Source organism: Pseudomonas sp. Tri1, assembly GCF_017968885.1.
Lineage (GTDB): Bacteria > Pseudomonadota > Gammaproteobacteria > Pseudomonadales > Pseudomonadaceae > Aquipseudomonas.
Genome location: NZ_CP072913.1, coordinates 4,565,607 through 4,577,918 on the forward strand (window position 1 = coordinate 4,565,607; position 12,312 = coordinate 4,577,918).

Below are 12,312 nucleotides of genomic sequence, written 5' to 3' on the forward strand. Positions count from 1 at the left end.
GCAAAAGGATGACGAGATGAACGCCAGAATGCTTGTCCTGCTGTTGCTGCCGCTTGCCGGTTGCTCCAGCACCTCAGACACCCGCTCGATGCCGGTGCAGATCCTTACGGCCGCGCCGGCCAATGCCCAGGCCACCGACATGCCCAAGGTCGAGCAGACCCTGCGGCCCCAGGACGTACTGGATGTGATCTTTCACATCAGCACCTCCGGGCCTCAGGCCTATCGGGTACAGCCGGGCGACCAGGTGGCCCTGAACTTCACCGCCGCCAGCCAGCTCAACGGTACGCAACAGGTGATGCCCGACGGCAGCATCGAGCTGCCGGGGGCCAACACCTCGGTGAAAGTCGCCGGCCTGACCACCGACGAAGCCCGCGTGGCGGTGCAACGTGCCTATGATCAGAAAATGCTATTCCAGCCCAATCGCAACCAATTGACCGTGCTGGTGACCAGCCCGTTGTCCGGCGAGACGAACCTGAGGAACACCTTGACCCACCCGGGCACCGGCATGAGCCGGGAAATCACCGTGGGCAGGGATGGTTACGCAAGCTTTCCGGAAATCGGCTCGGTGCCGCTGCAAGGCATGACCGTCAACCAGTTGGAAACTTTCCTCAACGAGCGCTACGCCCAACTGCCGGGGCACATGACCGTCGATGTGCTACTCAAGTCCACCGCCGGCAACGAGATTTACGTCCTCGGTGAGGTGGCCCAGCCCGGCTCCTACCCGATCCGCCGGCCGATCTCGGTGCTCGAGGCGCTGACGCTGGCCCGGGGTACGAACGTCAAGGCTCGGCTCGATTCGGTGGTGATCATGCGCCGCAACGGCAATCAGGTCGAAGCCCGTCACTACGACGTGGAAAAAGCCCTGAGCGGTGATGCCTCGCAAATCGCCTACCTGCAACCCGAAGACATGCTCTTCGTGCCCAAGACCAAACTTGCCAGCGCCGGCGAACTGGCCAGGCAACTGGCCGACGTGGTGCTGTTCCAGGGCGTGGGGTTCAGCTTCGGCTACCGCGTCGACAACAAAGGCAGCAACAGCAACTGACCTCAGGTGACCTGACATGAACCCCAAGGAAAACTATCTGCATGAGTTCTTCAGGATCTTCTTCGCCAACAAGCAGTGGGTGAAGCGCGTCTTCCTGATCTTCGCCGTGATCGCCCTGGTGCTGCCATTGATGCTCAAGCAGAGCTTCGATATCACCGCCCAGGTGATCGTGCAGTCGAAAAAACTCTCCCAGGGCGACGCCACCACGTCGCTGAACCAGGAAAATGCCACCTTCATTCCACCATCCCTGGCGGACATGGAGACTGAGAGCAATATCCTGCGCTCGCCGGCGCTGATCCGGCAGACCATCGCCACCCTGCGCGACCAGGGCGAGTACACACCCAGCCCGGGCATCTTCAACAAGTGGGTGAGCGAGCCGTTCAAGCGCTACGTCACCACGCCACTGCGTGAGTACGTGATCAACCCACTGCGCGATGGCCTGGGGCTGGAGGTCGATCCAGTGCGCGACACGATGCTCGATACGCTGACCGACGAGGCCATCGAAGACCTGAAGATCGAGACCCTGCCCGGCTCCAACGTCATCTCTATCGTCTACAGCTTCGGCGACCCGGCCCAAGGCACTCGGTTCGTGGCGCAACTGCTGCAGAACTACCTCTCCAGCCGCCAGGACCTGCAATCGATCGAGCTGCCACAAGCCTTCTATGAACAGAAGAAAAGCCAATACCAGAATCGTCTCGACGGCCTGGAAGGCACCCGCTTGGCGCTGCTTGAAGGCGTCGGCTCATCCGACCCCAAGGAAGAAATCACCTTCCGCCTGAACGCCATCAATACCGAAGAACAGGCCCTGAACCTGTATCAGGACCGCCTGCTGCAAAGCCAGCGCTGGCTCGATTACCTCAAGACCAGCCTGGCGGCGGCGAACAGCTCGCGGTTCAACGACTACACCTTCCCGTTCACCTTCACCACCACCGTGGACAACATTGCTTTCGAAGACCGGGAGATCAAACAGCTGGGCGAACAACTGACCGGCCAGGTCAGCCGCTACATGAATGACCTGGCGATCTTCCAGCCCGGCAGCGAACCCATGCTGCTGGCCCGGGAACAGATCGTGCGCACGCGCCAGCAATTCCTCAAGGTGGTGAACAACCGGATCCAGGAACGCACCACCGACCTGGCCGTGGTCAGTTCGGTGATCAACCAGAAGGTCGAACGCATCGCGGCGTTCAAGGAGCGCATCCATCAGTTGCAGGAAACCCAGAGCAAGCTGCGGCAGATGGATACCGAGATCAACGCCCTGCATGCGGCGTTCTCCACCTATGCCCAACGGTTCGCCGAAAGCAGCACCGCTCGTTCGCTGGACAACGACTTGTCCAACGCCCGGGTGCTGAGCCCGCCGTTCGAGCCGACCGCCCCGGCCTTTCCCAAACCGATGCTGATTATCGCGTTCGGCCTGTTCAGCGGCATGCTGCTGGCGATCGCTCTGGTCTATGTCCGTGAGTTCTTCGACCATCGCTTCAAGCATCCAGCGCAGATCAGCCAGCAACTGGATGTGCCGGTGCTGTTGGTGATCAACGAGCAGTCCCCCGACCAGGTCAACCCGCACCGCAACTGGAGCCTGCCCAGCCTTGTCCATTGGGTGCGAAATTGAACGCGCCGTTCGGCCCGACCCGCCACAGCAGCCCCCTGTCGATCATTCATTTGCTCGACAGCGGCGGCTTCTACGGGGCCGAGCGGATGTTGCTCGATCATTGCCTGGCCACGCCCGGGCAGCACCAGGTGCTGTTCCTGGCGGCGCCGCCGACCTTGATCACACGCTTTCGCCAGGCCGGGGTCGATTGCCGCCACTGCGCCAGTTGGGCCGAGCTGTTGCAGCACCTGCGCCAACGTCGGGATGAACGTCCGCTGATCAACACCCACAACTTCAAGGGGCTGTTGTTCGGTTGGGCGGCAGCGACGCTGCTGCGCCTGCCGTTGGTGATCACCCAACATGGCTTCACACCGCGCAGCCCCAAGCAACGTTTCTACACCTGGCTGAGCCTGCAACTGTGCCGCACCGCCTCGGTCAAGCGGGTGGTGTGCGTGGCCGAAAGCATCGCCGCACTGCACCGCCGGGCCAGCGTCCGAGCGGAAAAACTCGACGTGATCCCCAACGGCCTGCCCGCGGTCAGCGCGCCGCTGGCCCACCGCGATGACGAGCAGCATTGGCGGGTCGGCTACGTTGGCCGCTTGAGCAGCGAGAAGGGTCCGGACCTGTTCCTCGACGCCATGATCCCGCTGTGCCAGCGCCACTCATCGTTGCATGCGGTGATGCTTGGCGACGGCCCGGAACGCCAGGCCCTGCTCAAGCGCATCACCGAGGCCGGGCTGCCGACGCGCATCGAGCTGCCCGGCTACCAGACCGACATGAACGCCTGGTGGAGCCGCCTCGACGCACTGGTGATCAGCTCACGTACCGAAGGCACGCCAATGATTCTGCTCGAAGCCATGCAGGCCGGGGTGCCGGTGGTGGCGTTCGGCGTCGGCGGCATTCCCGATGTGCTGCAGGATCGCCATAACGGCCTGCTCGCCGCGCCGGCCGACAGCACCGAACTGGCCCAGCAGATCGAGACGCTGTTCAGCGAACCACCCCTGGCACGGATCCTGGCCGACAACGCCCGTCGCACCCAACGGGACCGCTACGACCTGCGCACGCTGGCCGAACGCTGGTCGCAGCTTTACATCCGCACGGCACGGGAGGCTCGCCCATGATTGTCCCGCTCTCGATCGTCAGCTTGCTGGGCCTGGTCTGCCTGGCGTTGCTGGCCAGCCCTTATCCGTTCCTCGCACCGGGGGCGGTGCTCGGCCTGGTGGGCGTCGCGGTGCTGTACCGCAAGCCCGGCTGGGGCTTGCTGGGCATCGCCGCGCTGGTGCCGTTCGAAGGCCTGTTCAAGGACAACGCCTTTTCCGGCAGCAAGTTCTTTGGCCTGGCGTTGATCCTGATCCTGATGTTGCAACTGGCCCTGCACCAGATTCCGGGGACGCGCCTGCGCAGCAATATCTGGCGGCCGCTGATCGGCTTCCTGCTGCTGTACGGCCTGAGCCTGCTGCTGTCGGAAAACATGGGCCTGTCCCTGACTCATTTTCGCGAATTGTCGGTGGGGCTGATTCTGTTCGTGATCACCCTGCTGATCGGTCGTGAACTGAACCTGGACCTGTTCTGCCGATTGATGACCCTGAGCGTCGCCACCACCTGCGTGCTGGCGATGTTTTCGGCCAAATACCAGGACCAGGGCCGCGCCTCCGGCCTGCTGGAAGACCCCAATTCCTTTGCCTTGTTGATTGCCTTTACCGTCCCGCTGGCGCTGCTGTTGGTACTGCGCAGCACAAACCTGCTCTACCGGTTGTTCTGGGGCGGCTGTTTCATCTTGCTGCTGGGCGGCATGACCAAGACCGAATCGCGCTCGGGGCTGGTGGTATTGATGCTCAGCCTGATGATCGGCGTGTACCACTATCGCGCGCAGCTGCCACGCATCCGCCCACGGCACCTGGGCTTCGCCATGCTCGGGCTGGCGCTCGTGATCCCCTTGGCAATCGCGGTGATGCCAGCCGGCTACGTGGCCCGCATCCAGTCGTTGAGCATCCTCAGCGCCGGCGCCAACGCCCACCAGGATGAATCCCTGGGCCGGCGTGCCTCGTACATCGTGGTCGGCAGCCAGATGATCCGCGAGAACCCGGTGCTGGGCACAGGCCCGGGCACCTTTCCCCTGCACTACGCGCCCACCGGTTACGCCAAGGCGTTCTCGGCCAATCGCAAGCTGGGAGACCTGTATCGCCGGGCCCATAACACCTATCTGGAAATCTTCAGCGAAATCGGCGTCCCCGGCGGGCTGATGTTCGTCGCCATGCTGGGCCTTGGCCTCTACAACCTGCTGCACGCCCGCCAGCTCTGGTTACAACGCCGGGACTGGGCACAGGCCGACCTGCTGACGCACCTGGGCATGAGTTTCCTCTCGCTGGCGCTGTTCCTGATGTTCCTCAGCGCACCGAACCATAAGCTGCTGTGGATCATGCTGGCGCTCACCAGTGTGTTGCGCTACCACGCCGAACAGGCCGTGCCACAGGAGGCGCGTCCATGAGTCGCGTGAGCATTGTGATCCCGATGTACAACGAGGCCCGACACATCGGCCGCACGTTGCTGGCGGCCCGGGAAGCCGCCCGCCAGGCGCAGCTGGAATGCGAGTTGATCGTGGTGGACAACGGTTCCGACGACCATGGCCCGCGCATCGCCAACGAACTGGGTGCGCGGGTGCTGATCGTGCCGGGCGTGCACATCGGTGCCCTGCGCAACCGTGGCGCCGCCGTCGCCCATGGCGAATGGCTTGCGTTCATCGACGCCGACATCGAAATGCCGGTCGATTGGCTCAAGCTGTTGCTGGAACTGCAAGGCCAGGGCGATGTGCTGGGCCTGGACCTGGACACCCCCAAGCAGGCGCCGTGGTTCGCCGAAGCCTGGCAGCGTCGCAGCCAACGTTCGGGCTCGCGCCCGCTACACCGGGTGCAATGGCTGCCCAGCGCCAACCTGTTGTTGCGCCGCTCGTGGTTCGAACGGGTCGGCGGTTTCGACGAAAGCCTGCGCACCGGCGAAGACAAGGATTTCTCCCTGCGCCTGCGTCAGGCCGGCGCGCAGTTATTGCTGGTCAATGAAAGCGTGGCCCTGCATTGGGGCTACGAAGGCAGTTGGCGCGAGTGGATGAGCAAGGAACTCTGGCGCCAGGGCAGTCATGTGCAATTGCTGCGCAGCCACGGCCCGAGCCTGCGCCTGCTGCGTTTCCCGGCGCTGTCGATCGGTGCCTGGACGCTGGATCTCCTCGCGCTCGTCGCCCTGCTCCAGGGGCAACTGCGCCTGGCGTTGCTGCTATTGCTGCTCACCTCGCTGCCGGCCTTGTTCCTCAGCTTGCGCCAGAGCCGGCGTGATCCGCGCCTGACCCTGCAATTGTGGGCCTTGCATGGGGTGCGCCTGCACCTGACCGGCGCCGCGTTACTGCTCAACCTTTGTCATTGGAACGTCGGGAGGCCTGCCCGTGGCTGAATTCATTTACTGGTCCTGCCTGCTGTTGCCGGTGTACGCCTACCTCGGCTACCCCCTGATGTTGAGCCTGCTGGCGCCGTTGTTTCCGATCCGGCGCTACGGGCGAGCATTGCCGATGGACGTCAGCATTGTCATTGCCGCCCACAACGAGGCTCGACACATAGAGGAGAAACTGCGCACGTTGCTCGCCCAGGATTACCCGGCGCACTCACTGCAAATCATCCTCGCCAGCGACGGCTCCACCGACGACACCGTGGCCTGCGCGCGCAAGGTGATCGACCCGCGCATCAGCGTGCTCGACCTGCCGCGCCAGGGCAAGGCTGCCGCCCTCAATACCGGGGTGGCCCACAGCCGTGGCGAGATTCTGGTGTTCACCGATGCCGACAACCAATGGGCCGACGATACCCTCGGGCACCTGTTGGCGCCGCTGGGCGATCCGGAAGTCGGCGCCTGTGCCGGGCACATGGAAATCCCCGTGCCGGGCAAGGGCCTGAGCCTGGGCGACAGCCTGTATCGGCACTATGAAGGCTGGCTGCGTCAAGTTGAAAGCCGCACGGGCTGCATGGTCTCGGCCGACGGCGCGCTGCTGGCGCTGCGCCGGGAGCTGTTCCAGCCAATACCGGCGCAGGTCAATGATGACTTCTTCCTCAGTACCTGCGCACCGGCGGCCGGCAAGTCCATCGTCTATGCGCCACTGGCCCGTGTCACCGACCAGGGCGTGGACGAGGCCGACAAGCAGTTTCGCCGGCGCCAGCGGGTCACCGTCGGCGGCTTGCAAAGCCTGGCCCAGCGCCGCGAGTTACTCAATCCTCTGCGTCACGGGCTCTACGCCATCGGGCTGATCAGCCACAAATTGATCCGTCGCCTGGCGCCGGTGTTGCTGCTGCCGCTGCTGGTCAGCAATGCGTGGCTGTGGAACGACCATGGGTTCTACCGCCTGAGCCTGGCCGGGCAACTGCTCGGCTACACCATGGCGCTGGTCGGTCTGCTGGACGCCGGTCATCGCTTGCCCCGGCCCTTTCGCCTGGCCGCGTTCGTGCTGGTGACGCTGGCGGGCATGAGCATCGGCCTGTGGCAATTCCTGCGTGGCCAGCGCTATAGCCAATGGAATCCGGAACAGAACCGCTAAGGGGAATGGCCGATGTCAATCAAACAGGTCTTCAAGCGCACCGGCGGCTGGCTCTACCTGAACACCTCCCTGGGCCGCGGCCCGCTGCGTGGCGCCGGCGTGATCCTGATGTTGCACCGGGTATTGAACAACGACCGCGCCGCCGAACTGCCCCATCGCAACGAATTGTGCGTGGGCCCTGAAGCCTTTGAGCACCTGCTGATCTGGCTGCAACGGTATTTCGAATGCGTACCGCTGATGAGCCTGCTGCTGGCCGACCCGGAAAGCGTGCCGAACCGCCCGCGGGTGGCCCTGACCTTCGATGACGGCTGGCGCGACAACGCCATGAATGCCTTCCCCCTGCTGCGCCAATACCAGGTGCCAGCGAGTATTTTTTTGTCCACCGATTTCATCGGCAGCCGCCAGCACTTCTGGTGGGAGAGCATCGGCGAAACCCTGTGGGGCAGTCACGGTCAAGTGGCGCGGCATTCACTGATCGAGCACTTGCAGCACGTCGGCAGGCCGTTGCCGGTGATGCTCGACGACTTGGACGTCGAGCGGCGCAGCCTGTCACTGCTGCACTACCTGCAAAGCCTCAAGAGCCTCACCCCCGATGTGTTGAGCGACCTCACCCAAACCTGCCCGCCCGGCTCCCAGCCCCAGGCCCTGGACTGGTCCCAAGTGCGCATGCTGGAAGACTCCGGGCTGATCCGCTTCGGCCCCCATGGCGCCAGCCACGCGATTCTCACCGAGCTGGACGACCAGCGCCTGCACGAAGAACTGACCCGCAGCCGGACCGCCCTGGAAAACGGCTGCGCCCAGCCACTGCCGGTGTATTGCTACCCCAATGGCGATAACGACGAGCGCGTGCGCAAGTTCGTCGCAGCCCACGGTTATGCGTTCGCCCTGGGTACCGAAACCGGGCTGTATCGCCATGACGGCGACCCGTTGAACCTGCCGCGCTTCGGCGTCAGCCAGCGCAATGCCCAACACCCTGAACTGCTGGCCTGGCGCATTCGCCGAGGGGCACGCCCATGAGCCGTAGTCATTACCTCAAGCACCTGCTGCTGAGCATGGGCACACGCCTGGCGATGATCGGCCTGCGCCTGCTGCGCAACGTCTTGCTGGCCCGGATTCTGGGGCCCAGTGAACGCGGGTTGTTTGCGTTGCTCAGCACCCTGCCCGACCTGATCAGCGCCGCCACCAGCGGCGGCCTGAATTCCGCCGTGGGTTACCAGGCGGCGCAGCAACGTTCGATGGGCTTGCTGCTCAGCCAGGTGCTGGTCTTCGGATGCCTGTTGGCCGGGTTGCTGACGGTACTGGTCGTGGCGCTGACGCGCGCATTCGGCGCCAACCTGGACATCACCACACAGTTGGGGTTGCTGGCCTGGTTGCTGTTGCTGGCGGTGCCGTTGACCGTGCTCAAGAGTGGCCTGCTGACGCTGCACAATGCCTCCGGCGGCGTGGGTGCCTTCAATGCCTTGCGGCTGATGGAATCCCTGGCGCCGCTGCTGCTGTTCCTGGCGTTGTTCTGGATGTGGAAGGAGACGGCCCTGGAAGCGGCGCTGATCAGTTGGCTGGCGGGGCTGAGCCTGGTGGTGCTGGCCGGTTGGGTCTGGCTGCGACGCGATCAGGACGTCACCTTGCAATGGGATCGCGCCGGCCAGAACGAGCTGCTGCGCTACGGCGCTCGCAGCCATCCGGACCTGCTGTTCCAGCAGGTGATGCTGCGCTCGGACTACCTGTTCATCGGCGCCCTGCTGGGCAGCACGGCGTTGGGTCACTACGCCATGGCCAGCGCCGCCGCCGAATTACTGCTGATCGTGCCGGAAGCCGTGACCACACCGCTGATGAAACGCTTGTTGCAACAGGACAGCGACATGCAGCGACTGACGCCCCTGGCCCTGCGCCTGACCGCCACGGTGATGCTCGGCGCTTGCATGGGCATGGCGCTGATCGGCGAATGGCTGATCGTCACTTTGTTCGGCGTCGCCTACCAACCCGCTTATCCGGCCTTGCTCGCATTGCTGCCGGGGCTGTTCGGGCTCTGCTACGCGAGCATCCTGCGCCTGGACCTGCTGGGCAAAAATCGGCCCGGCGCGGTGTCGCTGCTGATGGGGTTGGGCGCAGTGTTGAACCTGGCGCTGAACCTGATCCTGATTCCGCGCTATGGCATCGTCGGGGCCGCCGCCGCTTCTTCCATTGCCTACCTGGGCGTGACCCTGGCGCTGCTGGCGATGTATTGCCGCCTCAGTGGCGTGGCGCTGTGGCAGACGCTGATCATCCTGCCCAGTGATTTGCTGCCGATGCGCCAGATGCTGATGGGGAAATCGGCATGAGTTTCTTCGCCCCTCCATCTGCCATCGCGAGCAGGCCCGCTCCCACAGGGTTTAGCGATGTCACTGTGGGAGCGAGCTTGCTCGCGAAAGTGCTGGGTCGGCTTGCAGTGATGTTGGATGTGACGCCCTCTTCGCGAGCAAGCCCGCTCCCACATATCGCCCTGTGCCTGTGCCTTTGGGGGTTGGCATTTTCAGCCCATGGCGCATCCATGGCCTGGACCGGCATCCGCGACGGCAGCCTGTACCTGCAGACCGAGCGCCCCGACAGTGTGACCGTACGTTGGGTGCCGGCCTGGCAAGCCAACGCCAATTCAGAGTACCTGTACCTGCTCGATGGCCAGGGGCACTTGGTGGGTGAACGCTTGATCAAGGCGGATCAGGAGCGCGGCGAGCAGCAATGGCCGTTGCTACCTGGGGCCGCCAGTTATCGACTGGAGATTCCCGGCTACAGTTTTCGCCGCTACGCCATCGAGCACGATGCCCGCACCCAGGCTTTGTTCGCCCCAGCCAAGGTGCATTTCAGCGCCGAAGCCCACGACGGCGATGAGTTGTACTTCAAGGTAGCGCCCGGCGAACAGGCGGTGCTGGCGGGCAAGTTCCACGGTGGTGTGCACGGCCTGCAAGCCCGGCGCGTCGGCGACGACAAAGAGCTCACGCTGGCCCTCAAGCCGTACCGTGCCTATTGGCAATTCGATCAAGTGGCACTGCCCGTCGCCAACGTCGAGCAAATCTGGCGCCTGCGTTTGCAGGGCAATGGCAAGGTCGCGTTCTGGCTGGACGGCACCGCCAATCTGTTCGCCCAGAACCCGGCTCAGTTACAACCGCTGCGCCAGGACCCGGGACAGGTCCACCTGAGCCTATCCAACAGTGTCCTCGGGCCGACCCCCAAGCTGGGGATTTCCCTGCCCTATGTCATGCCGCCGCCGTCCAGTTATACCGTCATCGAGGCGCTCAAACCCCAGGCGGCGACTTATTACAGCCTGGTGGATATCACCGCCGGCAAACCGGACTATGAAGATCGTTTCCGCCGCTTGTATCAGGATCGCTTCGGCATCACCCGGGACATCACCCTGCTGGCCGGCAGCCAACGCCAGGCCGATCTGCGGGCCGACCGGGTCAGCAATAGTGGTTTGCAGGCCTGGCTCCAATCGACCCGCGCCCTGGGCGGCAAAGGCCTGCACTACCTCAGCTTCGCCGATGAGCCGAACCTCAACTACGCCGACTTCGCCAGCTATCAGCAACTGTTCGAAAGCATGGCCGACCAGGTCCGCGCCGACCCCGCCAACGCCCGCGCCGGGGTACGCATCGCCATACCGGCCAGCTCGCGGTTCACCAACGGCCCCCTGGCCGAAAACGCGGCGGACAAGCGCGGTATCGATTGGGCGCGGCGTTTGCTGGCCAAATCCACTGACAAAATCGACGCCCTGGCCTGGCATGAATGGATGATCCGCGATCTGCTGGCTACCCGGGTCTACCGCAACAGCGTGCGCCGGGCCGCCGACCTGGTAGGCCTGGATATCACTGGCCGGCCGCGCAAGGCCTTGTTGCTGGACCAGACCAACATGTCCAGCGGCTCGAGCCTGAGCCCCTACGATCAGGAAACCCACTACGCCGCCCTCTGGTGGACATCCGTGGTGATCAACGCCTCTGCGGACGGCCTGTTGGACATGCTCAACTGGTTCCAGTCCGCCGACGAACCGGAGTACCCCAAAGGCATGGTGCGGGTGCTGGACAACCAGCGCTTCGAGCTCAAGCCGGTGGGCCTGGCCCAGCAATTCATCCAGCAACACTGGCTCGATCAGGTGCTGCGCCTGGACAACGACGCCTTTGAAGTCGACGTCCTGGCCATGGCCACTGACGCCAGGCGCAGCCTGCTGGGCGTGAACAAAAGCACGCGCCCGCAACAGGTCAGCCTCGACGGCGCGCCCTGCCCTCAAGGGCAGGCCGCCCTGGTGTATTTCGGTCCGGACAACCGCAGCCAAAGCGCCCCATTCAATTGCGAGGCCGGGCAAATCCGTTTTCTCCTGCCAGGGGAAACCCTGTTTGCCCTGAGCTGGACTGCATCCTCTTCTCCCCAACCCGCCACCCGTCAGGAGGCACCATGAACGTACTGCAAAAACTGCGTGATCGCATCCAGAAGAAAGGCCTGCGCGCTGTGCTCAAGCAGGTGATACGCCATTACGTGTTTTCCCATTCGCAACTGGTTTGGCTGGAACACGATGTGCGCACCCCACTACCTCCGCATAACCTAAAGCCCTACCCACCGATGCGCCTGGAATTCATCACGACCAGCAATGCCGACGCTTTTGCCCGGCATTTCGGCGACCGCGTCGAAACCATGCGCGAGCTGGCCGCCGAAGGCTACACAGGCTTGATGTACCTGGATGACCAGGGCGACACGGTCGGTTTCGCCTGGGGCAGTACACGAGACTATTTCGACCGCCATTTCTATGGCTGCTCGTTCCCGATCGGCCCCGGCGAGTACTTTCAGTTCGGTGGCGAGATGATCCGCGCCTACTGGGGCTCCTCGATGTCGGCGGACATGCAGTTGGAGGTGTGGAAAGTCATGGCCGCCAAAGGTTGCAATAAAATGGTCGATGTCTGCGATTTGCAAAACATACCAGCGATCAAGATGCATCTGCGCATGGACTTCCAGGAACGCGGCCAGATCACCCACGTGTATCGCCTGTTCGGTCGCTGGCGGTTTTTCCGCGACACGTTTTACAACGGCTCGGTACTGGACGCCTTTCGTAAACCGGCTCGGCCGGTTACATCGACTGCGACGGCCTGATGT

At 63.7% G+C, this 12,312-nt stretch carries 10 protein-coding genes; all 10 read left to right on the forward strand.

Features of this window, described 5'->3' with window-relative positions; all coding sequences use genetic code 11:
• Positions 1 to 16 precede the first annotated feature (16 nt).
• The 10 genes from J9870_RS19590 to J9870_RS19635 all read left to right on the forward strand — a co-directional run bounded on the left by J9870_RS19590 (position 17) and on the right by J9870_RS19635 (position 12,309).
• A complete protein-coding gene (locus tag J9870_RS19590; RefSeq protein WP_210639589.1) occupies positions 17 to 1,042 on the forward strand; it encodes a polysaccharide biosynthesis/export family protein in 1,026 nt (341 codons plus the stop codon).
• A gap of 16 nt (positions 1,043 to 1,058) precedes the next feature.
• On the forward strand, positions 1,059 to 2,651 hold the full coding sequence (locus J9870_RS19595) for a Wzz/FepE/Etk N-terminal domain-containing protein (RefSeq protein ID WP_210639590.1): 1,593 nt from the start codon (positions 1,059 to 1,061) through the stop codon (positions 2,649 to 2,651).
• Positions 2,648 to 3,751, forward strand: a complete 1,104-nt coding sequence (locus J9870_RS19600; RefSeq protein WP_210639591.1) for a glycosyltransferase family 4 protein — start codon at positions 2,648 to 2,650, stop codon at positions 3,749 to 3,751. Before J9870_RS19595 ends, J9870_RS19600 begins: the two co-directional genes overlap by 4 nt.
• Entirely contained in the window at positions 3,748 to 5,118 is a 1,371-nt protein-coding gene (locus J9870_RS19605) for an O-antigen ligase family protein (protein ID WP_210639592.1), read from the forward strand. Before J9870_RS19600 ends, J9870_RS19605 begins: the two co-directional genes overlap by 4 nt.
• Entirely contained in the window at positions 5,115 to 6,071 is a 957-nt protein-coding gene (locus tag J9870_RS19610; RefSeq protein WP_210639593.1) for a glycosyltransferase, read from the forward strand. Before J9870_RS19605 ends, J9870_RS19610 begins: the two co-directional genes overlap by 4 nt.
• Positions 6,064 to 7,200: a glycosyltransferase family 2 protein gene (locus tag J9870_RS19615; protein WP_210639594.1), complete on the forward strand. Its 1,137-nt coding sequence runs from the start codon at positions 6,064 to 6,066 to the stop codon at positions 7,198 to 7,200. Before J9870_RS19610 ends, J9870_RS19615 begins: the two co-directional genes overlap by 8 nt.
• A gap of 12 nt (positions 7,201 to 7,212) precedes the next feature.
• Positions 7,213 to 8,217, forward strand: coding sequence for a polysaccharide deacetylase family protein (locus J9870_RS19620; protein WP_210639595.1), 1,005 nt, complete (start codon positions 7,213 to 7,215; stop codon positions 8,215 to 8,217).
• Positions 8,214 to 9,518, forward strand: coding sequence for an oligosaccharide flippase family protein (locus J9870_RS19625; RefSeq protein ID WP_210639596.1), 1,305 nt, complete (start codon positions 8,214 to 8,216; stop codon positions 9,516 to 9,518). Before J9870_RS19620 ends, J9870_RS19625 begins: the two co-directional genes overlap by 4 nt.
• A gap of 110 nt (positions 9,519 to 9,628) precedes the next feature.
• On the forward strand, positions 9,629 to 11,623 hold the full coding sequence (locus tag J9870_RS19630) for a hypothetical protein (RefSeq protein ID WP_210645344.1): 1,995 nt from the start codon (positions 9,629 to 9,631) through the stop codon (positions 11,621 to 11,623).
• On the forward strand, positions 11,620 to 12,309 hold the full coding sequence (locus tag J9870_RS19635) for an N-acetyltransferase (RefSeq protein WP_210639597.1): 690 nt from the start codon (positions 11,620 to 11,622) through the stop codon (positions 12,307 to 12,309). The genes J9870_RS19630 and J9870_RS19635 overlap by 4 nt, the downstream gene beginning before the upstream one ends.
• The last annotated feature ends 3 nt before the right edge of the window (positions 12,310 to 12,312 follow it).